At 71.2% G+C, this 21,447-nt stretch carries 18 protein-coding genes; 10 read left to right on the plus strand and 8 right to left on the minus strand.

The window, feature by feature from the left end:
- Nucleotides 1–97: 97 nt before the first annotated feature.
- Nucleotides 98–904, minus strand: coding sequence for a DUF4190 domain-containing protein (locus ACSMXX_RS07185; protein ID WP_473183206.1), 807 nt, complete (start codon nt 902–904; stop codon nt 98–100).
- Nucleotides 905–1,004: 100 nt separating this feature from the next.
- On the opposite strand from ACSMXX_RS07185, the gene ACSMXX_RS07190 reads away from it, so the two are divergent.
- Complete coding sequence (locus tag ACSMXX_RS07190) at nt 1,005–2,033, plus strand: adenosine deaminase (RefSeq protein ID WP_473183207.1); 1,029 nt, start codon at nt 1,005–1,007, stop codon at nt 2,031–2,033.
- An 88-nt stretch (nt 2,034–2,121) separates the two neighbouring features.
- Here the strand turns inward: ACSMXX_RS07190 and ACSMXX_RS07195 are convergent, their stop codons facing one another.
- Both ACSMXX_RS07195 and ACSMXX_RS07200 read right to left on the minus strand, forming a co-directional pair.
- Nucleotides 2,122–2,469 carry a zinc-ribbon domain-containing protein gene (locus ACSMXX_RS07195; RefSeq protein ID WP_473183208.1) on the minus strand — a complete coding sequence of 116 codons (348 nt, stop codon included), beginning with the start codon at nt 2,467–2,469 and terminating at the stop codon, nt 2,122–2,124.
- A 210-nt stretch (nt 2,470–2,679) separates the two neighbouring features.
- Complete coding sequence (locus ACSMXX_RS07200) at nt 2,680–4,113, minus strand: gamma-aminobutyraldehyde dehydrogenase (RefSeq protein ID WP_473183209.1); 1,434 nt, start codon at nt 4,111–4,113, stop codon at nt 2,680–2,682.
- Nucleotides 4,114–4,284: 171 nt separating this feature from the next.
- Between ACSMXX_RS07200 and ACSMXX_RS07205 the strand changes: the two genes are divergently transcribed.
- Together ACSMXX_RS07205 and ACSMXX_RS07210 are read left to right on the plus strand one after the other, a co-directional pair.
- Nucleotides 4,285–4,779 (plus strand): Lrp/AsnC family transcriptional regulator, encoded by a 495-nt coding sequence (locus tag ACSMXX_RS07205; RefSeq protein ID WP_473183210.1) that lies wholly within the window; start codon nt 4,285–4,287, stop codon nt 4,777–4,779.
- Nucleotides 4,764–6,143: an aspartate aminotransferase family protein gene (locus tag ACSMXX_RS07210; RefSeq protein WP_473184675.1), complete on the plus strand. Its 1,380-nt coding sequence runs from the start codon at nt 4,764–4,766 to the stop codon at nt 6,141–6,143. Before ACSMXX_RS07205 ends, ACSMXX_RS07210 begins: the two co-directional genes overlap by 16 nt.
- 68 nt (nt 6,144–6,211) lie before the next feature.
- Here the strand turns inward: ACSMXX_RS07210 and ACSMXX_RS07215 are convergent, their stop codons facing one another.
- Complete coding sequence (locus ACSMXX_RS07215; protein WP_473183211.1) at nt 6,212–8,044, minus strand: PucR family transcriptional regulator; 1,833 nt, start codon at nt 8,042–8,044, stop codon at nt 6,212–6,214.
- A gap of 163 nt (nt 8,045–8,207) precedes the next feature.
- Between ACSMXX_RS07215 and ACSMXX_RS07220 the strand changes: the two genes are divergently transcribed.
- The 5 genes from ACSMXX_RS07220 (at nt 8,208) to ACSMXX_RS07240 (ending at nt 15,042) form a co-directional block, all read left to right on the plus strand.
- Nucleotides 8,208–9,701 (plus strand): sodium:solute symporter family protein, encoded by a 1,494-nt coding sequence (locus tag ACSMXX_RS07220; RefSeq protein ID WP_473183212.1) that lies wholly within the window; start codon nt 8,208–8,210, stop codon nt 9,699–9,701.
- 100 nt (nt 9,702–9,801) lie between these two features.
- Nucleotides 9,802–11,460: a thiamine pyrophosphate-binding protein gene (locus tag ACSMXX_RS07225; protein WP_473183213.1), complete on the plus strand. Its 1,659-nt coding sequence runs from the start codon at nt 9,802–9,804 to the stop codon at nt 11,458–11,460.
- A 251-nt stretch (nt 11,461–11,711) separates the two neighbouring features.
- Nucleotides 11,712–12,581 carry an ABC transporter ATP-binding protein gene (locus ACSMXX_RS07230; RefSeq protein ID WP_473183214.1) on the plus strand — a complete coding sequence of 290 codons (870 nt, stop codon included), beginning with the start codon at nt 11,712–11,714 and terminating at the stop codon, nt 12,579–12,581.
- Nucleotides 12,563–13,840, plus strand: a complete 1,278-nt coding sequence (locus ACSMXX_RS07235) for a hypothetical protein (RefSeq protein WP_473183215.1) — start codon at nt 12,563–12,565, stop codon at nt 13,838–13,840. Before ACSMXX_RS07230 ends, ACSMXX_RS07235 begins: the two co-directional genes overlap by 19 nt.
- A gap of 104 nt (nt 13,841–13,944) precedes the next feature.
- Nucleotides 13,945–15,042 carry an LOG family protein gene (locus ACSMXX_RS07240; protein ID WP_473183216.1) on the plus strand — a complete coding sequence of 366 codons (1,098 nt, stop codon included), beginning with the start codon at nt 13,945–13,947 and terminating at the stop codon, nt 15,040–15,042.
- A 44-nt stretch (nt 15,043–15,086) separates the two neighbouring features.
- Here ACSMXX_RS07240 and ACSMXX_RS07245 read toward each other — a convergent pair whose 3' ends face one another.
- From ACSMXX_RS07245 to rlmN, 4 genes are all read right to left on the minus strand, one after another.
- On the minus strand, nt 15,087–16,121 hold the full coding sequence (locus tag ACSMXX_RS07245; protein ID WP_473183217.1) for an ABC transporter ATP-binding protein: 1,035 nt from the start codon (nt 16,119–16,121) through the stop codon (nt 15,087–15,089).
- Nucleotides 16,122–17,750 (minus strand): ABC transporter permease, encoded by a 1,629-nt coding sequence (locus ACSMXX_RS07250; RefSeq protein WP_473184676.1) that lies wholly within the window; start codon nt 17,748–17,750, stop codon nt 16,122–16,124. It abuts the gene before it with no gap.
- Between the two features lie 191 nt (nt 17,751–17,941).
- Nucleotides 17,942–19,024, minus strand: coding sequence for a thiamine ABC transporter substrate-binding protein (locus ACSMXX_RS07255; RefSeq protein WP_473184677.1), 1,083 nt, complete (start codon nt 19,022–19,024; stop codon nt 17,942–17,944).
- Nucleotides 19,025–19,307: 283 nt separating this feature from the next.
- Entirely contained in the window at nt 19,308–20,414 is a 1,107-nt protein-coding gene (gene rlmN, locus ACSMXX_RS07260; protein WP_473183218.1) for a dual-specificity RNA methyltransferase RlmN, read from the minus strand.
- A 114-nt stretch (nt 20,415–20,528) separates the two neighbouring features.
- Between rlmN and ACSMXX_RS07265 the strand changes: the two genes are divergently transcribed.
- Together ACSMXX_RS07265 and ACSMXX_RS07270 are read left to right on the plus strand one after the other, a co-directional pair.
- Nucleotides 20,529–20,888 carry a metalloregulator ArsR/SmtB family transcription factor gene (locus ACSMXX_RS07265; protein WP_473183219.1) on the plus strand — a complete coding sequence of 120 codons (360 nt, stop codon included), beginning with the start codon at nt 20,529–20,531 and terminating at the stop codon, nt 20,886–20,888.
- Nucleotides 20,885–21,409: an SRPBCC family protein gene (locus ACSMXX_RS07270; RefSeq protein WP_473183220.1), complete on the plus strand. Its 525-nt coding sequence runs from the start codon at nt 20,885–20,887 to the stop codon at nt 21,407–21,409. Before ACSMXX_RS07265 ends, ACSMXX_RS07270 begins: the two co-directional genes overlap by 4 nt.
- The last annotated feature ends 38 nt before the right edge of the window (nt 21,410–21,447 follow it).

Below are 21,447 nucleotides of genomic sequence, written 5' to 3' on the forward strand. Positions count from 1 at the left end.
TGGTTTGAACGCCGATCCTGACAGGACGGCCCCGATTCAACAAGGGATTCCGTCGTCACCTTTTGATTGCGCTACGGAATCTGCAGCCCGCCCCCGGTTACAGTCCACGATCCGCAGCGCCGGGCAGCACGAGCACCGCCGCGCGCTTGCGCGCGTCGAGGGAGTCGCCGTCTCCCGGGCCGGAGCCGGGATCGGAGTCGTAGTTCCCGAACTCCTCGTTGTAGACCGTCAGCATCACGATGAGGAAGGCGACGAACAGCACGGACAGGACCGTGCCGATGATCCCCATCACGAAACCCGCCACGGCCTGGCCGCGCGCGCCCATCTCGCCGCGGTCGGCGGCGCGCCGCGCGGAGAGGCCGAGCGCCAGCGCGAGAGGGCTGAGGAAGATGGCGATGAAGCTCCCCCAGCAGGTGGCCACGGCCACGAGACCGATGATGCCGAGCACCATCGAGGCGACCGACCTCCCGGTGGACGGCGGGGCACCGTGCCAGCCGAAGCCGCCGGGACCCGGGCCCGGGACTGAACCGGGGCCCGGGCCCGCTCCGTATCCGTAGGGCTGAGGCGCCGGGGACGGATGGCCGTAGGCAGCGCCGCCCTGTCCGTACCGCTGCCCGCCCTGCCCGTACGGCGACGGGGCCGCGTACGGCGAAGATCCGAAACCGGAGCCCGGCGCTCCGCCGGAGCCCGGCGGAGGCGCCCCGGGCGCGGGCGGAACCGGAGGGGGCACCGCGGCGCCGCTGCCCGAAGTGATCGTCGGCTGCTCGTGCACCGAATTGTGCTTACCGGCCTCGTCGTTCTGGTCCATGCTCCCCCTGCCCGGTGCGGTCCCCTCCCGGGGAGGCGCCCACGGATCGTGCCCCTCGTCGCCGGACCGCCGTGGCTGTCCGGTGTCGTCTGCCATGTCCCCTCCTGGGGTTCCTCGTCCGGTGGCCATGCTATTCGTCCGGCGGAACGCCCCGCATACGATGATCCGGATACCTTTCCCCCGCTGGAGGCCTCAGTTGTCCGACCTCAACGCATTCATCGCCGGGCTGCCCAAGGCCGAGCTGCATGTCCACCACGTCGGCTCGGCCTCACCCCGGATCGTCGCCGAACTGGCGGCCAGGCACCCCGACTCCAGCGTTCCGCACGACCCCGAGGCGTTGCGGGAGTTCTTCACCTTCACCGACTTCGCGCACTTCATCGAGGTCTATCTGTCGGTCGTCGACCTGCTGCGGGACGCCGAGGACGTACGGCTGCTGACGTACGAGATCGCCCGCGACCTCGCCCGTCAGCAGGTGCGTTACGCGGAGCTGACCGTCACGCCCTTCAGCTCCACCAGCCGCGGCATACCCGCCGAGGCCTTTCTGGAGGCCATCGAGGACGCGCGGGTCGCGGCGGAGAAGGAGCTGGGCGTCGTACTGCGCTGGACCTTCGACATCCCGGGTGAGGCGGGGCTGCCGGCGGCCGAGGAGACCACGCACATCGCCACCGAGCTGGGCTCGGACGGCCTGATCTCCTTCGGGCTCGGCGGCCCCGAAATCGGCGTCCCGCGCCCGCAGTTCAAGCCGTACTTCGACAGGGCGATCGCCGCGGGGCTGCGCAGCGTGCCGCACGCGGGCGAGACGACCGGGCCCGGGACGATCTGGGACGCCCTGACCTCGCTGCGGGCAGAGCGCATCGGGCACGGCACCAGCGCGGCGCAGGACCCCCGGCTGCTGGAACACCTCGCGGAGCGGCAGATCCCGCTGGAGGTCTGCCCGACCTCCAACATCGCCACCCGCGCCGTCGAGGACCTCGACGAGCACCCGGTGCGGGAGATGGCCGAGGCCGGCGTCCTCATCACGATCAACAGCGACGATCCGCCCATGTTCAGCACGGACCTGAACACCGAGTACGCCATCGCGGCCCGCCTGCTCAGCCTCGATGCCGCGGGCATCGCCGAGCTCGCGAAGAACGCGGTGCGTGCCTCCTTCATGGACGAGGCCGGCAAGAGAGGGCTGAGCGGCGAGATCGACGCGTACCTCACCGACTGGGGCCGGCGGCCCTGAGGAAGGGTCCCTGCGGACCGGCTGGCGCCCGCCTTCACCGGTACGCCTTCAGGACCGGTACGTGTTCAGGACCGGTACGTGTTCAGGACTAGTACGGGTTCTGCGGCGGCTGCCCGCCGCCCTGCGGCCCCTGCGGGTGCTTGCCGGCGAACGGATTGCCCTGCTGCGGGGGCTGACCCCCGCCAGGCTGCGGGGCGCCGGCGCCCTGTGCGAGCAACTGCTCCGCGTTCTCCTTCGTCACCTCGCTCGCGGCACCGCAGAAGGTGCACTGCAGCTGGTGCTTCGGCGGCGCGATCGGAAACAGCGGAATGAAGAACAACGAGAACTTCGTCACCTTCTTGCGCAGGGCGTGAGCCGACGGATTGCCGCAGAAGCTGCACAGCAGGTTCAGCATGGCCAGCTGATGCGTCTTGGTCGAGGCGCCGAAGATGAGCACGGGGGCTCCGTTTCCGAGTGCGTACAGGTGTCTGACGTAGACAACCACCCGGCGCATACCGCCCGTCAAGTGAGCCGTGTAACGAGACGGCCCCAACGGGGCAAGCCGTGACACCGCGGGCCCCGGAGCGCACGGCACTCCGGGGCCCGCGGGGACCGACGGCTCAGGCTCAGGAGCCCGCAAGCTCAGGAGCCCCGGAGGCTCATCGGCTCACAGCGCCGTCATCACGTGCTTGACGCGCGTGTAGTCCTCCAGGCCGTACGCCGAGAGGTCCTTGCCGTAACCGGACTTCTTGAATCCGCCGTGCGGCATCTCCGCGACCAGCGGGATGTGGGTGTTGATCCACACGCAGCCGAAGTCCAGCGCCCGCGACATCCGCATGGCACGGCCGTGGTTGGTCGTCCACACCGACGACGCGAGTGCGTACTCGACGTCGTTCGCCCAGCCCACGGCCTCGTCCTCGTCCGTGAACTTCTGGACGGTGATCACCGGCCCGAAGACCTCGTTCTGGACGATCTCGTCGCCCTGGCGCAGCCCTGAGACGACCGTCGGCGCGTAGAACCAGCCCTTGTCGCCGACCCGTTCACCGCCCGACTCGACCTTCGCGTGCGCGGGCAGCCGGTCGATGAAGCCGCTCACCTTCTCCAGGTGCGTGGGGTTGTTGAGCGGGCCGTAGAAGCAGTCCGGGTCGCTGAGGTCGCCGGTCTTCACCTCGCCGGCGGCCTTGGCCAGCGCGGTGACGAACTGCTCGTACACACCCTCCTGTACGAGCACGCGGGTGGCGGCGGTGCAGTCCTGGCCGGCATTGAAGAAGCCGCCGTCCCGGATGCCCTCCACCGCGGCCGGTACGTCCGCGTCGTCGAAGACGACGCACGGCGCCTTGCCGCCCAGCTCCAGGTGTACGCGCTTGACGTCCTTGGCCGCGCTGCCGGCGACCTGGATGCCCGCCCGCACCGACCCGGTGATCGAGGCCATGGCGGGCGTCTTGTGCTCGACCATGAGGCGGCCGGTGTCGCGGTCGCCGCAGACGACGTTGAAGACGCCCTTGGGCAGGATCTCGCCCATCACCTCGGCCATGAAGACTGCTGAGGCCGGAGTGGTGTCGGAAGGCTTGAGGACGACCGTGTTCCCCGCCGCCAGCGCGGGTGCGAACTTCCAGACGGCCATCATCGCCGGGTAGTTCCACGGTGCGACCTGTGCGCAGACGCCGACCGGCTCGCGCCGTACGTACGACGTCAGCCCCTCCATGTACTCGCCGGCGGATTTGCCCTCCAGCATCCGGGCGGCGCCGGCGAAGAAGCGGATCTGGTCGAGCATCATGGGCAGTTCTTCCTGCCGCGTCAGCTCCAGTGGCTTGCCGCAGTTCTCGCACTCGACGGCCAGGAACTCCTCAGCCCGGGCCTCCAGCGCGTCCGCGATCTTCAGGATCGCCTTCTGCCTCTCGGCCGGGGTGGCATCGCGCCAGGCCGGGAAGGCCTTCTCGGCTGCGGCCATCGCGGCGTCGACATCGGCTGCTGCGGAAAGCGGCGCGGTGGCGTACACGTCGCCCGTGGCCGGGTTCAGCACGTCAGTGGTCCGGCCGTCGGCGGCGTCCCGGAACTCCCCGTCGATGTAGTTGCGCAGCCGACGCAGCTCGGTGGTCACTTCGCACCCCTCCTGCTCCGTTGTCCATTGGGTGAGACCGCCACCCTAACCAGCAGCGCAACGCTTTCGATACACCACCACACCAGCAACGACGGATTCTGTTCTTATGGACACCTATTGCTTCGAATTACATCGCTTACGGGTTGCGATTCGGAGGAGGTCTCATGCACAGTGGCGTGCGTGGCCCGAGAAGCGAAGAAGACAAACGGCAACGGCATCCGTTCGCTTGACGCTGTATCGCTGGCGATCATCGAACAGCTGCAGGAGGACGGCCGGCGCCCGTACGCCGCCATCGGCAAGGCTGTGGGCCTGTCGGAAGCCGCCGTGCGGCAGCGGGTCCAGAAGCTCCAGGACCAGGGCGTCATGCAGATCGTCGCCGTCACCGACCCCCTCACCGTCGGCTTCCTGCGGCAGGCGATGGTCGGCATCAACATAGAAGGCGATCTGGAGTCCGTGGCCGACGCGCTCGCGGAGATCGAAGAGGTCGCCTATGTGGTGATCACAGCCGGCTCGTTCGACCTGCTCGTCGAAATCGTCTGCCAGGACGACGAACACCTCCTGGAAATGATCAACAAGCGGATCCGTTCGCTGCCCGGCGTGCGCTCCACCGAGAGCTTCGTCTACCTCAAGCTGCGCAAGCAGACCTATACCTGGGGAACGCGATAACCGTGAGCAAGGACCTCTCCAAGAACGCCCACGACCACCTGTGGATGCACTTCACCCGCATGTCGTCGTACGAGCAGGCGCCCGTCCCGACCATCGTCCGCGGCGAGGGCACCCACATCTACGACACGAACGGCAAGCGCTACCTCGACGGCCTCGCCGGACTCTTCGTCGTACAGGCCGGGCACGGCCGCACCGAGCTGGCCGAAGCCGCCAACAAGCAGGCGCAGGACCTCGGTTTCTTCCCCATCTGGTCCTACGCACACCCCAAGGCCGTCGAACTCGCCGAGCGACTGGCGCACCACGCCCCGGGCGACCTGAACAAGGTCTTCTTCACCACGGGCGGCGGCGAGGCCGTCGAGACGGCGTGGAAGCTCGCCAAGCAGTTCCACAAGCTGAACGGGGCCCCCGGCAAGTACAAGGTCATCTCACGCAACGTCGCCTACCACGGCACCCCGCACGGTGCGCTCTCGATCACCGGACTCCCGGCTCTCAAGGCGCCGTTCGAGCCGCTGGTGCCGGGTGCGCACAAGGTGCCCAACACGAACATCTACCGGGCGACGGCGCACGGCGACGATCCCGAGGCGTTCGGCCGCTGGGCCGCCGACCAGATCGAGCAGCAGATCCTCTTCGAGGGCCCGGAGACCGTGGCCGCGGTCTTCCTCGAACCGGTACAGAACGCCGGCGGCTGCTTCCCGCCGCCTCCCGGCTACTTCCGCCGGGTCCGCGAGATCTGCGACCAGTACGACGTGCTGCTCGTCTCCGACGAGGTCATCTGTGCCTTCGGACGCCTGGGCACCCTCTTCGGATGCGACAAGTTCGGCTACGTGCCGGACATCATCACCTGCGCGAAGGGCATGACTTCGGGCTACTCGCCGATCGGCGCCGCGATCATCTCCGACCGGATCGCCGAGCCCTTCTGGAAGGGCGACAACACCTTCCTGCACGGCTACACCTTCGGCGGCCACCCCGTCTCGGCGGCCGTGGCGCTCGCGAACCTCGACATCTTCGAGCGCGAGGGACTCAACCAGCACGTGCTGGACAACGAGGGCGCGTTCCTGGCGACGCTGCGCAGGCTGCTCGATCTGCCGATCGTCGGCGACGTGCGGGGCGACGGCTTCTTCTACGGCATCGAACTCGTCAAGGACAAGGCCACCAAGGAGACTTTCACCGAGGAGGAGTCGGAGCGCATCCTCTTCGGCTTCCTCTCCAAGGCGCTCTTCGACGCCGGGCTCTATTGCCGCGCCGACGACCGCGGCGACCCCGTGGTCCAGCTCGCTCCGCCGCTCATCTCGGACCAGAGCGTCTTCGACGAGGCGGAGGGCATCCTCCGGTCCGTGCTGACGGAGGCGTGGACGAAGCTCTGAGCGGATGAACGCGTGAGCGGGTGAGCCCTGTGGGCCCGCGGCCCCTGGGCTCTTGAACGTCCATGGTTTCAGGCCCACTTGAGCGCGAACCACAGTTCCATCCGTACGTCCGGATCGGCCAGGTCCTCACCGAGCAGCGCGCCGGCGCGGGCGACGCGCTGCCGGACGGTGTTGCGGTGCACCTCCAGTGCGACCGCCGTACGGTCCCAACTGCCGTTCAGCGACAGCCACATCCGCAGCGTCTCGACCAGATGCGGGCTCCCGTCGAGCGGCCCGAGCCGTGCCGCCGCCAGCGCCCTGCCCTCCTCGGGGGCCACCAGCGAGGCCACGTCCGCGACGTCCCGGTTCCGCCCGCGTACCAGCGACCGCCGTTCCGCGAGCGCGCGGCGCAGCGCACGGGCCGCCTCGGCGCCGCCCCGGCTCAGCTCCGCGGCGGGGACAGGGCTGCTCACACCGAGGGTCCAGCCTTCCTGGGCCTCGACCGGGGCGGGCCCGCCCGTCCGGTCCGCCGGGCCGGGCGCGGGCACCAGGGCGCGCAACTCGTCGCCCGCGGCGTCGATGAGCGTGGTGCCCAGCCCGGCCGCGAGGGCCGCCGTCGCGAAGGGGTCGGGGTGCTGCCCGTCCGCCGCCGGGCCGGTACGCGCGCCACCCGGCGCATGACCGCGGCGCCGCTGCCCGTGCACAACGGCCCAGCGGCGGGCGCCGCCGTCCAGCAGAGGTGCGGCTTCCTCCGCCGAAGCGCCGAGCATCAGCCGTACGAGGGCCGCCGAGCGCTGCTCTTCGGCCTCCGCGGCGCGCCGCTCCGTCAGCAGCGACAGCAGTACGACGGCCACCGCGGCGATGGCGCCGTCGATCTCGTCCCGGTGAGGTGCGCAAAGTCCGAGCGCGAGGGCCTGTCCGGCGGATCTTTGAGGATCAGCCCGCGGCGTCAGATGCGTGGGGCCTCCCCAGGCCTGCAAGGGCCGAGGGGACGCATCGCAAGGCGGAGCATCGTCCTCGTACTGGGGTCCCCCATGCCTCGAAGGGCTGGGGTTCCCCATGCGAAGCCAGGGGCGGGAGTACTCGGGCGACTCCGACAACGCTGGGGGCACCTCCCGCGAAGCGGGGGAGAGGTGCCGTAGCTGTCGTCGCGGGCCCGAGAAGGTCCGCCGGGCAGGTCCTAGGGGTCTGCGCCGGCCGCTGCCCACTCCGTACACACTCAGGTGGAGTTCGCCGGAAGAGCCCGCGGCGGAAGTGGGCCCGGGCCGCAACAGGCCGGTGAGCGAAGCGAGTTCGGCGCGCGCCTCCGGCGGCGGCGGAGTGCCGGCGGATGCCAGCTCGGCGCCGTCCGGGTCCAGCAGCACGGCCCATGCGTCCAGACGCCGCGCCAGCTGGCCGAGGACCGCCGGTACGGGATGGGCCGAGGCGGCAGCCGCGGCCAGCGTCTGCTGTGCCTCGCTGAGCCTGCGCAGCGCCTGGTGCCTACGTTCCGTGACCGCCTGCCAGACGGCCCGTGCGACGGCGGTGAACGGGGTGTCCCGCGGCACCTCGACCAGCGGCAGACCGTGCCGGTCGCAAGCGGCTGCCAGCTCCGGCGGAACCTCGTCGTGCACGGGGGCGATGCCGAAACCGAGCGCCGCGGCCCCGGCCTCGACCGAACGCTGCACGTAACGCTCCCAGTGCCCGCCCTGGTCCGGGCCCGGAGGGCAGTGCACGCCCGCGCTCAGCAGCAGCTCCCCGCCGAGCAGATACGGCAGCGGGTCGGCCATCTCGCTGGTGTGCACCGTGTGCACCGGCGTCTCCGGCGAACCGTCCGGGCCGGCGGCCTGCCGCAGACCCAGCTCCGGGTCGTCCGTGAGTACGGACAGCGGCACCGGGACGGTGGGCGGAACCAGCTCCTGCACGGCCACACCACCCCTCATGGACGATTCCTGCAGCCGAGAGCCTCTCAGTGGATGAAACGTACACTTCCTGGCCGCCTTGACGACACCTAGGCTCCCGCTCGAACGCTCGCACAACCCCGTCCCCACACCCCCGCTCCCCCTCCCCGCATCCCGCTCGTCCCGCTCGCCCCGAGGAGCGCTCATGGCCGTCGACTACGCAGTGATCATCATCTATCTCGTGGGCATGCTCGCGGTCGGCTGGTGGGGCATGCGCCGCGCCAAGTCGAAGAGCGACTTCCTCGTGGCGGGCCGGCGCCTGGGCCCCACCCTCTACTCCGGCACCATGGCCGCCATCGTGCTCGGCGGCGCCTCGACCATCGGCGGCGTCGGCCTCGGCTACCAGTACGGACTCTCCGGCGCGTGGCTGGTGTTCGCCATCGGGTTCGGGCTGCTGGCCCTGAGCCTGTTCTTCTCCGCCCGCATCTCCCGGCTGAAGGTCTACACGGTCAGCCAGATGCTCGACCTGCGCTACGGCAGCTCGTCCTCGGTGATCTCGGGGACGGTGATGTGGGCGTACACGCTGATGCTCGCCGTCACCTCGACGATCGCGTACGCCACCATCTTCGACGTCATCTTCGGCCTGGACAGGTGGCTGGCGATCGTCCTCGGCGGCGGCATCGTCATCGCGTACTCGACGCTCGGCGGCATGTGGTCGATCACGCTGACGGACATGGCGCAGTTCGTCGTCAAGTCCGTCGGCGTGCTGCTGCTCCTGCTGCCCATCGCCGTCTGGAAGGCGGGCGGTATCGACGGCATGCAGAAGCAGCTGCCCGACGACTACTTCTCCCCCATGAACATCGGCGTGCAGACGGTGTTCACGTACGTGCTGATCTACTCGTTCGGCATGCTCATCGGACAGGACATCTGGCAGCGCGTGTTCACGGCGCGCAGCGACACCGTCGCCCGCAGCGGCGGCTCGGTCGCGGGCGTCTACTGCCTCGTGTACGCGATCGCGGGCGCCGCGATCGGCACCGCGACCAAGGCGCTCTACCCGAAACTGGACAGCCCCGACGCGGCGTTCGCCACCATCGTCGGCGAAGCGCTGCCCGTCGGCGTGAAGGGACTCGTGCTCGCGGCGGCGCTGTCGGCGGTCATGTCCACCTCCTCGGGTGCGCTGATCGCGTGCGCGACGGTCGCCAACAACGACATCTGGAAGCGGCTGCGCCGCACGGCGCCCGAGCCGGGCGCGGAGGGCGAGGGAACCCACGACGAGGTCCGCGGCAACCGGATCTTCATCCTGATCATGGGTGTGGCGGTCGTGGTGATATCCATCGCCCTCAACGACGTCGTCGAGGCCCTGACCGTGGCGTACAACCTGCTGGTCGGCGGGCTGCTGGTGCCGATCCTGGGCGGTCTGGTCTGGAAGCGCGGCACCGCACACGGCGCACTGGCCTCCGTCGCCGTGGGAGGCGCCACGGTCATCGCGATGATGGCCTGGAAGGGCGTACTCGCCAACGAGGCCATCTACTTCGGGCTGCTGGCCTCCTTGCTCACGCACGTCGTGGTGAGCCTCGCCGGCAAGCCGACCGACCCCGAGGTGCTCGCGGCATGGCGGGCCCGGCTCGCGGGCGAGGCACCCGAGGGCCGGCAGCCCGGCGGTGAGAAGCCGGGCGCCGACGCTCCCGCGGGAGTGTGACCCCCGCACCGTTCACCGAGCCGGTCCCGGCCGCCGACCGGTCCCCCGGCCCCCGGCCCACCCGAAACCGTCCCGACGAGGAAAGGCGCGAACCCCCCGCATGCCACCCGCAGCCGCAGTACGTACCGGAGGCGACCTCGTCGCCGAATCCCTCAACTCCCTTGGTGCCCGCACGGTCTTCGGACTGCCGGGGCAGCACGCGCTGGGGGCGTTCGACGCCGTACGCCGCTCCCCGCTGTCATACGTCGGGCTGCGGGTGGAGAACAACGCCGGCTTCGCCGCGGACGCGTACGCCCGCCTCACCGGCACGGTCACGCCGCTGCTGATCTCCACCGGTCCCGGCGCGCTGATGTCGCTCGCCGCGCTCCAGGAGTCGGCGGCGGCGTCGGCGCCCGTGCTGGGCATCAGCAGTCAGGTGCCCACGGCCGGCCTCGGGGGCAGCCGCAAGGGGTACCTGCACGAACTCCGCGACCAGCAGGCGTCGTTCCGCGATGTCGTCAAGTCCGTCCACACGGTGCGGGCCGTCTCGCAGATCCCCTCGGCGCTCGCCGCAGCCTGGGCCGACGCCCTGGAGGCGCCCTGCGGCCCCGTCTGGGTCGAGGTCCCGCAGGACGTCCTCCTCGCACCCACCGACGTACCGCCCCCCGAGTCGCTCGCCGCCGCGGACGGACCGGCACGGCCACGGCCGCTGCCGGCGCGGCCCGAACTCACCGCCCGCGCGGCCGCGTTGCTCAACGCGGCCGAGCGCCCCGCCGTGCTCGCCGGCGGCGGAGTCGTACGGGCGGGCGCGCAGGCACAGCTGCTCAGCCTCGCCGAACGGCTGGATGCCCCCGTCGCCACGACCTTCGGGGGCAAGGGCGCGTTCCCCTGGGAGCACCGGCTCTCGCTCGGCTCATGGCTGGAGGACCAGCACACCACCGACTTCCTCGCGGACGCCGACGTACTGCTCGTCGTCGGCTCCGGACTCGGCGAACTCTCCTCCAACTACCACACGTTCGCGCCCCGCGGCCGTGTCATCCACATCGAGGCGGACCTGGGCAAACTGGAGGCCAACCACCCCGCCTTCGGCATCCACGCCGACGCACGCGCGGCGCTCGGGGCACTGGCCGACGCCGTCGCCCCCCGCCCCGCCGGCCGGGCGGCACGTGAGGTCGCGGAGCTGCTGGACCGCGTGCGGACCCGGATCGCCGCTCAGGGCCTGGACCTCGAACAGCAGGTGCTCGGCGCCGTCCGGGAGGCGCTCCCCGACACCTCGCCCAGCTTCTGGGACATGACGATCCTCGCCTACTGGGCGTGGTCGGCCTTCGACCCTCGCGAGGGGGCCATGCACTCCGCCCAGGGAGCAGGCGGCCTCGGCTACGGCTTCCCGGCCGCCCTCGGCGCCGCGGCCACCGACCCCGGACGCCGCACCCCCGTCCTCGCGGTGTCGGGCGACGGTGGAGCCATGTACTCCATCGCCGAACTCGCCACCGCCCGGCAGTACGACCTGCCTGTCACCTGGCTCATCGTCGACGACGGCGGCTACGGAATCCTGCGTACGTACATGAACGAGGCGTTCGGCGAGACCACCGGCACGGAGCTCACCCGCCCCGACTTCGTCGCGCTCGCGGAGTCGTTCGGCGTACCGGCCGTGCGCAGCTCTCCCGAGCGGCTGCGCGAGGACCTCTCGGCGGCGCTCGCCGCCCCCGGACCTTCGGTGGTCCTGCTCCCCGCCGAGCTGCGGATGTTCGCCCCGACGCACCTGACCGGCGAGGCCTGAGGCTGCTCACGGGCCCGCCGGGGAGCGCTCATGTGCGCTCCCCGGCGGGCCCGCGAACTGCGCCGACAGGCGGGGCCATCTGCGAGGCCCGTTCGGTGGAATCTGCGCCGCGCCCCGGCGGATGGCACCGCGTGGACGCCCCGCTGTCCTTACGGTTCCTGTGACCGATCGCCCCAGGCCCTTCCTTCACCCTTCCGTGGGACAGGGCCCGGCAGGGACCAGCAGAGCAGAGGTGAGTGGAGGTGCCCTCAGTGGCAGCACCCCCGGACAACGACGTGCTCTGGGCACGCGGACTGCATTTCTCGCACGGCGGTTCACCCGCCCTGCAAGGCGTATCGATCGGCGTCCGCGCCGGCGAGATCGTCTCCGTCACCGGACCCCGCGGCAGCGGCAAGACGACTCTGCTGAGCTGCCTGTCCGGTCAACTCACCCCGCACAAGGGCGAGATCTGGTTCAACAGCGTGCCGGTGCACACACTCTCCCGCACCTCGCGCGAGCGCCTGCGCCGCGACCGTTTCGGCTGGGTCGGCAGCGAGCCGCAGCTCATCCCCGAACTGACGGCATGGGAGAACGCGGCCCTGCCGATGCTGCTGTGCGGCACCGGTTCCCGCGCGGCCCGCAAGGCCGCCGTCGAGTGGCTGGAGCGGCTGGACGTCGGTGAGTGCGCACGCAAGCGCCCCTCGGCGCTGCGCCAGTCGCAGCGTCAGCGGGTCGCCATCGCCCGCGCACTCGCCCCCGCTCCCGCGATCGTCTTCGCCGACGAACCGACCGCTCCGCTGCACCAGGCCGAGCGGGCACAGGTGCTGCGCACGCTGACGACCGCCGCCCGTACGCACGACATCACCGTGGTTCTCACGACCCACGACCCGGCCGTGATGCTGCCGAAGGTGACACCGGGAGACCCGGAGGCCGCGGACGCCGCGGGACCCACCCTCGCGGACCGCAACCTCACGCTCGTAGACGGCCGGTTGAGCGGCGGCCTGGTCTCTCCAGGACCCGGAGACGAAAGAGACAGCGCGGACGACGAGAACGACGGAACCGGTGGCAAGGGCATGGCCACGGGCGAAGACGACTCGGACGGCGAAGACTCCAAGGGTGCCGCGTGCTCGCTCTCCGTCTAGCCCGCGGTGGTCACCCCCTCACGCTGCTGCGCCGCCTCCTCGTTGCCTGCGCGACCGCGGTCGTGGGCTTCCTGCTGCTGGCCGCGCTGAGTCATGCCCTCGCTCACCCGCAGCAGTCCGGTGGTTCTCTCGTCCGGCTGGTGTGGTGCCTCGCACCGCTCGCGGCCGCCGTTCAGTTCGCCGCCGCGGTGGCCCGTACGGAGCCGGGGTCGCGGTCGCTCACCGCGCTGGACACCGCCGGCGTGGGGCAGGCCAGGATCCCGGTGCTCGCCGCTGCGTCGACCGCGATGTCGTCCCTGCTGGGCAGCGCCGTCGCGCTCGTGATCTATCTGCACCTGCGCGGGCAGCTCGCCTCGGTGCCGTTCGACGGCGCTGCGGTCGAACTCCTCGCCGCCGGCCACCCGTTGCCCTTCGCCGCGACCCTGGTGCTGCTGTGCGTACCGCCGCTGGTGGCCGCGGGCGCCGCGGCACTGGCCACGCGGCCCGGGATGCTTCCCGCCGTCGCGGCCGCCGGTGCCGGCACGGGCAGCGGCGCGCACACCGGTACGGGCGCGTCAGACGGCGCCGGCCACGGCGCGGGCGGCCACCGCGACCGGACGGCGGACGACCGGGAGGCGCACTCCTTCCGCGTGCTGCCCGGCTCGCTTCCGGCGGCCGTCACCCTGCCGTGGGGCGCCGCGTTCATCGCCGCGGGCCTCGCAGCGGAGACGTACGCGAGCCGGTCGCCGAAGCCCCTGTCCCTTTCGGCCGTCCTGTCGAACAGCGCACCAGGCGTGCTGGGCGGCTGGCTGCTCGCCGCTCTCGGACTCGTACTGGCCGGGCCGGGGCTCACGCAGCTGTGCGGCCGGCTGCTGGCGGTCGGCAGGCCGGGAGCCGTACGGCTGCTGGCGGGACGGGTGCTTCAGCAGGAGTCCGCACGCATCGGCCGGCCGCTGGGCGTGCTCTGCGCTGTGGCGGCAGGCGGACTGGCCGCCGCCGAACTGTACGGTGCGTCACCGCAACAAGGCGCCCGCATGTTCGGACCGCTGGCACTGCTGGGCGCGGCCCTCGTCGTGGTCTGCGTGACGGCGAGCGCGCTGACCGCCGCCGCGGAGTCGCGCGCCGCCCGAAAGCCGGCGAACGCCGCCCTGGTCAGGCTCGGTGCTCCGCGGCGGCTGCTGCGGGGCGCGGCCGCGCTCCGCTCGGCCGTCGTGTGCGTCGTACTCGGCGCGCTCACCTGGGCGGTGGGACAGCTCGCCGCGCTGCCGCTGACCACCTGACGCCGGCCGCCTGTCGCGGCACCCGCCTCGCGCAGACGCACCCAAGGGCGGCCCCTTTCCACAACAGGGGCCGCCCTTCGACATGGGCCGCATACGCTGACGGAATGCTTGACCACGAGATAGAGAGCCTCGAAGAGTTCGACGACGTCGTCGAGGCGACCGGTTCGCTCAGCGGCTGGCGGGTGCAGTCCGTGGACCTGCGGGAGCGTTCCGCGGCGCTGGCCGCCGCGGAGACCGAGGGCACCGTCTTCCTGGGCTGTGCCATGGCCGCCGAGGCGGTCGTCCGCGTGCAGGAGGGCGGCGGGCTGGTCTTCCCGCCCGTGCCGAAGCTGCCGTTCAACCCCTACCGCGGGCGGCTCTACGTCCCCGAGGAGCTCTTCGGCGGACTGGCCGAGGGGTACGAGCAGACGCCCGACGCCCGCTCGTACGCCTGGTTCCAGCGGACGAAGAACGACGGTGACGTCTTCTCCTCGATGCTCCGCGCCGTGCACGACGACGCGGTCTCGGACGCTCTCGACGAACAGCTCGTCGGCGCCCGGGTCGTGGGCGTCATGGGCGGTCACAAGCTGGCACGCGACAGCAGCGCGTACGCCGGCGCGGCCCGCCTCGGACGTGCGCTGGCCCGTACCGGTCACACCGTGGCGACGGGCGGCGGCCCCGGTGCGATGGAGGCCGCCAACCTCGGTGCGTACGCGGCGCCCTTCGAGGACGGCATGCTCGGCAAGGCTCTGGAGATGCTCGCGTCCGCGCCGTCCTTCGAGGAGTCGGTGGGCGAATGGGCGCGGGCCGCCTTCGCGGTGCGTGAGGGCTGGCCGGGCGGCGGCGCGTCCGTGGGCATTCCCACGTGGTTCTACGGGCACGAGCCGCCGAACGCGTTCGCGCAGCACATCGCGAAGTACTTCGTCAACGCGGTACGTGAGGACGGTCTGCTGGCGCGGTCCAACGCCGGGGTGGTCTTCCTTCCGGGCGCGGCCGGCACCGTACAGGAGATCTTCGACAACGCGACGCCCAACTACTACCAGTCGCGCGGTGCGCCCACCCCGATGGTGCTCGTGGACGAGGAGCACTGGACGCGTACGCTGCCGTGCTGGCCGCTGCTCCAGGCGCTGGCCCGCGAGCGGCCGATGGCTTCGCGGATCGCGCTGGCGCGCTCCGTCGAGGAGGTGCCGGAGACACTCGCGCGGCTGACGGCTGACGGCTGACGGCTGACGATTCTTCGTCCTCCCCTCAGCTGCCCGTGCTGCGTTCAGCTGTGGCCGAGCCGCACGACGTCCCGCGCGTCGAAGGCGGCACCGACCCGGGCACCGGCCTCCGGAGCCGCACGGAGGGAGCACGAGGCCTCCAGCCGCGGGCCGGTCTCCGGGCGGAGCAGGATCGTCACCGCGGCGGCGTCGCCACCGCGGAAGGTCCGCGCCTCGACGGTGCACGGCAGCCCGTCGCCGGGCTCCGTGAGCCGCACACCGGCCGGACGCACGAGGAGACGGCACTCGCCCGCGGGCGTGCCGTCCTCCACGGGGAGCTTGCCCCAGGGGGTGTCGGCGACGCCCCCGTGCACCGTCGCGCCCACGACGTTGTCGAAGCCGAGGAAGCGGGCGACGAACTCCGAAGCGGGACGCCGCCACACCTCCAGCGGCGTGCCCGCCTGGGCGACGCGCCCCTCGTTCATCACCACGACGCGGTCCGCCAGTACGAACGCCTCACCCTGGTCGTGCGTGACGGCGAGCACCGTGGTCCTCAACTCACCGAAAAGCGCGCGTAGTTCGACGACGAGCCGTTCTCGCAGCCCGCGGTCGAGCTGGCCGAGAGGTTCGTCCAGCATCAGCAGTCGCGGCTGCGGCGCGAGCGCACGGGCCAGCGCGACGCGCTGCTGTTCGCCGCCGGAGAGGGCGGTGACCTGGCGCCGCTGTGCGCCGGGAAGGCCGACGAGAGCGAGGAGTTCTGCGACACGCTCGTCCCTCTCGCGCCGTCCGACGCCGCGCATGCGCAGGCCGAAGGCCACATTGCCGCCGACGTCGCGCTGCGGGAAGAGCTGGTGGTCCTGGAACATCAGGCCGACGCCGCGGCGGTGCGGCGGCACACCCTCCTGGTCTCGCCCCGAGAGCAGCACCCGGCCCGAGTCGGGGGCGTGCAGCCCGGCTGTGACCCGCAGGAGCGTCGACTTGCCGCTGCCGCTGGGGCCCAGGACGCAGACCGTCTCGTGGTCGGCGACGTCCAGGTCCACGCCGTCAAGTGCGCGCCGGGCGGCACCGAAGCCGGCCGTCACGCCGTCGAGTCGCAGCATCTAGAACTCTCCCGAGGGGTGGGTGCGCAGGCGTTCCAGCGCGAGGAGCGTCGCCGCGCACACGAGCATGAGGACGGTGCTCATGGCCATCGCCTGCCCGTAGTTGAGCTCTCCGGCCCGGCCGAGGAAGCGTGCCACGGCGACGGGGAGGGTCGGGGCGTCGGGCCGCGCGATGAAGACCGTCGCACCGAACTCACCGAGTGAGACGGCGAAGGCGAACCCCGCGGCGACCAGCAGCGCTCGGCTCACCATCGGCAGGTCCACCTCGCTCCACGCACGCAGCGGCGAGGCGCCGAGCACCGCCGCGGCCTCGCGCAGCCGGACGTCGACTGCGCGCAGCACCGGCAGCATCGTCCGTATGACGAAGGGGACGCCGACCAGCGCCTGCGCGACCGGGACGATCATCCACGACGAACGCAGGTCCAGGGGCGGTTCGTCCAGCGCGATCAGGAATCCGAAGCCGACGGTGACGGCGGAGGTACCGAGCGGCAGCATCAGCATGGAGTCGAAGCCCCGTACGAGCCGGTCGACAGCTCCGCCACGGGCCCTGGTCGTGAGCGCCGCCGCGGCCAGACCGCCGACGGTCAGCGCGAGGAGGGTGGCGACGGCGGCGTACGCGAGGGAGTTCCCGATCGCCTCGACGGGCGGGACGGTGAAGGTGGCGTCGCCCGAAACCTCCCCGAGCGCCCGGTAGTTGGCCAGCCCGAAGCCGTCCGGACCGTCGAAGGAGCGCAGCGCCAGTACGGCGAGCGGAACGAGGATCAGCACGGCGGTCACCGTCAGGACGCAACCCAGCAGCGCCCACTGGGCACGGCCGCGCGGGCGCCGGGCGGTCCGGGCAGCCGGAACCATGCTCAGCGCCGACTGCCGCCTGCGTACGGTCCGTGAGTGCACCGCGAGCAGCACGGTGACGGCCGCGAACTGGACGAGCGTCAGCACGGCGGCGGTCGGCAGGTCGAGCAGCGCGGCGGTCTGCCGGTAGATCTCGACCTCCAGCGTGGCGTGACGCGGGCCGCCCAGCACCTGGATGACGCCGAAGGACGTGAAGGTGAACAGGAAGACGATCAGTGCGGCCGCGCCGACGGACGGCGCGAGCGCCGGCAGCGTGACACGACGCCAGGCGGCGAACCGACCCGCGCCGAGCACGCGCGCCGCCTCCTCCTGACGGGGATCGAGCTGCGACCACAGCCCGCCCACCGTCCGTACGACGACCGCGTAGTTGATGAAGACATGCGCGAGGACGATCGCCCACACACTCGTGTCCAGGCGGAGCCCCGCCCACTCCTCCAGCAGCCCGCCCCGTCCCAGCAACGCCAGGAACGCCGAACCCACGACGACCGTCGGCAGCACGAAGGGGACGGTGACGACGGCGCGCAGAACCTGCTTGCCCGGGAAGTCGAACCGGGCGAAGACGAAGCAGCAGGGCAGTGCGAGCGCGAGCGTGCACGCGGTCGAAGCGGCGGCCTGCCACACCGTGAACCACAGCACGTGCAGCGTGTCCGGGTCGGTCACGACCTGTGTGAAGCGCTGGAGTTGCCATGCGCCGGCCGGTGTTCGCAGTCCGCGGCCGACGATCGCGGCGACGGGAAAGGCGAAGAACAGCCCGAAGAAGGCGACGGGCAGCGCCATCAGTGCGAGGCGCGGTCCGCTGCCGTCGCGGGAGCGGGAGCGGGAGCGGGCCCGGGCGCGGCGGGGGCGGCCGGGGCGGCGGGGTGCCCGTTCCCGTTCCCGGGAGTCCGGCCGGGGCGAAGGGTCCTCGGGCCCCTCGCAGTCATCGCCCGCGGCGCCGAACTCCCCTTCCGTACCGCTCCGTTCGCGGGCTACTTCACGACGAGCGACGTCCACGACTTGATCCACTCTTCGCGGTGCGCGTCGATCTTCGCCGGTTCCATGGTGGCCGCGTCCTGCGCGGTCCCCCCGTACTTGGTGAACACCTCTGGCAACTCGGCGTCCTCGCGGGCCGGTTCGACGAACATCTGCAGCGGCATGTCCTCCTGGAACTCACGGCTGAGCATGTAGTCCAGCAGGGCCTTGCCGCCCTCGGTGTTGCGTGCGCCGTCCAGCAGCCCGGCGAACTCCGTCTGCTGGAAGCAGGTTTGCTCCGCGATGCCCGTCGGTGCCTTCTCGGGCAGCGGCTTCTTCCCCAGCACCTCGGCGGGCGGGCTGGAGGCGTAGGAGACGACGAGGGGCCGGTCGCCCTTGCCCTTGCCGCCGTTCGAGCCGCTGAAACGGTCGTTGTACGCCTGCTCCCAGCCGTCGACCACCTCGACGCCGTTGGCGCGCAGCTTCTTCCAGTAGTCCTTCCAGCCGCCGTCGCCGTACTTCTCGACGGAGGCCAGCAGAAATCCCAGGCCGGGTGAGGAAGTTGCGGCGTTCGGGGTGACCAGGAGGTTCTTGTACCGGGGGTCCGCGAGATCGTCGAGCGACTCGGGCGGCGCCTGGTCACGCTTCTCGAACCAGCCGCGGTCGTAGTTCACGCATATCTCGCCGGAGTCGACGGGCGTGACGCGGTGCCGCTCCTTGTCCAGTTGCAGCTTCGCGGGTACGTGGCCCAGCCCTTCGGCCTTGTACGGCGTGAAGACGCCCTTGCCGAGGGCCCTGGAGAGAAGGGTGTTGTCGACGCCGAAGAAGACGTCGCCCTGCGGATTGCCCTTGTTCAGCACCGCCTGGTTCACCGCGGCACCGGCGTCGCCGCCCCTCAGCACCTTGACCTTGTAGCCGGTGCGCTTCGTGAACTCCTTCAGTACGGGCTTGGAGACGGCGAAGGAGTCATGGGTGACGAGGGTGACGGTCTTGCCGTCCTCGCCGCCGCCCGCACCGGATCCGCCGCATGCGGCGAGTGCGCCGGTCAGGGCGAGGACGGTGATTGTGGCGGCGGCCGCGCGCAGCACGTACTGGTTCATATGGCTCATCGACTTCCTACCCGGCATGACCCGGGCGAGGTTCGAGGGTCTGCGGGCCGTACGTGCACGTGGGCGTACGTACGGCCGCACTCTCAGCGCTGTGTGCGCTCCCCTGTCGGTCCGTTGTCTGAGGCTGGAGCCCTGCCGCCGGTTGATGTGCCTGCGACAAGACGCCGTTCACCGCAGGCTATCAGCAGCTCCGCCGCGGGCCTCGGGGCGCTCTCCGCGCGGGCCGCCCGCACTGCTCCCCGTCCGGCACCGGCGGGGCGTTCGCCGGCTCGCCTCAGCGTTCCGTCGCGGCCAACTGCCCGCAGGCGCCGTCGATTTCCTGGCCCCGGGTGTCCCGTACGGTCACCGGCACCCCGTGCAGCTCCAGCGCCTGCACGAACGCGGCCTCGTCCTCGGGCCGGGACGCCGTCCACTTGGAGCCCGGAGTCGGATTGAGCGGGATCAGATTGACGTGCACCGGCTTGCCCTTGAGCAGCCGCCCGAGCCGATCCGCGCGCCATGCCTGGTCGTTGATGTCCCTGATCAGCGCGTACTCGATGGAGACCCGGCGTGCGGACTTCGCCGCGTACTCCCACGCCGCGTCCAGCACCTCGCGCACCTTCCAGCGGGTGTTGACCGGGACGAGGGTGTCTCGCAGTTCGTCGTCCGGCGCATGCAGCGATACGGCCAGCCGGCACTTGAAGCCCTCGTCGGCGAAGCGCAGCATCGCCGGGACGAGCCCCACCGTCGAGACCGTGATTCCCCGCTGTGAGAGCCCGAGGCCGTCGGGCTCCGGGTCGGTCAGGCGGCGGATCGCACCCACGACGCGCTTGTAGTTGGCGAGCGGCTCACCCATGCCCATGAAGACGATGTTCGACAGCCGCGCCGCACCCCCGGGCACCTCGCCGTCGCGAAGCGCCCTTACCCCGTCGACAATCTGGTGGACGATCTCGGCGGTCGACAGATTGCGGTCGAGACCCGCCTGACCGGTCGCGCAGAACGGGCAGTTCATGCCGCAGCCCGCCTGCGAGCTGATGCACATCGTGACGCGGTCCGGGTAGCGCATCAGGACCGACTCCACGAGCGTCCCGTCGTGCAGCCTCCAAAGCGTCTTACGGGTCGTGTCGTCGTCACAGCTGATGTGCCGCACCACGCTCATCAGTTCCGGCAGCAGCGCCTCGGCGAGCTTCCCGCGCGCCGCCGCCGGGATGTCCGTCCACTGCTCGGGCTCGTGCGCGAACCGCGAGAAGTAGTGCTGCGAAAGCTGCTTTGCACGAAAGGGCTTCTCACCCGCCCCGGCCACCACCTCACGACGCTCGGCGGGCGTGAGATCGGCAAGATGCCGCGGCGGCCTTGCGGCTCCACGCGGCGCGACAAAGGTGAGTTCTCCGGGCTTCGGCATAGCCGTACCAGTGTCGCAGACGGGTGATGGTGGCCCAGGCCAGAGCGGGGTGGGGCCGGTCACCCGACTCGGGGCCTCTTTAAAACACGTAACCGATGTGTTACGTTTCCTCGCATGAAGGCCGCCGCAGCCATCGCCGACCCTGTGCGCAGGGAGATTCTGATGCTGCTCCGCGTGCGGTCCCGGACCGTCAGTGAGATCACCGGGCATTTCTCCGTCAGTCGCCCCGCCGTCAGCCGGCACCTGCGGGTGCTGCGCGAGGCAGGGCTCGTCGTTGCCGAGGACCGCGGCCGGGAGCGCGTGTACGGACTGGAGACGGCACCGCTGGCGGAGCTGATGCGGTGGCTGGAGCAGTTCCAGCAGAGCCGCTGGGAGCAGCGGCTCGACGCCCTCGGAACGGAGGTCCACCGCACCCGGCGGGAGCGGCGCCGGGAGGAGCCCGCAGAGACCGAAACCAAGGAGAAGCCCGCATGACACCACAGCCCGACGGGTCCCTCACCGGTACCGCGAGCGGCGCCGATCTGGTCCTGACCCGCACGTTCCGCGCACCGGTCGCCGATGTGTGGGATTCCCTCACCGAACCGGAGCGCACCAGCCGCTGGTTCGGCCCGTGGAAGGGCGAGCCGGGGGCCGGACAGACGATCAAGGTCACCATGACCGCGGAAGAGGGCAGCCCCGAGATGCCCATGACGATCGAGGCATGCGAGCCGCCTCACCGTCTCGCCGTGTCGATGATCGACGAGTACGGCGCGTGGCACATCGAGGTGCATCTCACCGAGCGGGACGGGCGTACCGAGCTGCGCTTCGTACAGCACCTCGGCGACACGTCCATGGTCGGCGAGACCGGCCCCGGCTGGGAGTTCTACCTCGACCGGCTTGCCGCCGCGGTCCGGGAGGAGGACGGGATGCCCGTCTTCGACGACTACTACCCGGCGATGAAGGGCTACTACGACGGGCTCGTGACCGGGCTCGAAGGCTCGGGACACGGCGGCTGAGAGGCACCTGGGGACGGTCGCGTTCGCGCCGGCCCGCG

This window comes from Streptomyces sp. DSM 116795 (assembly GCF_055792905.1).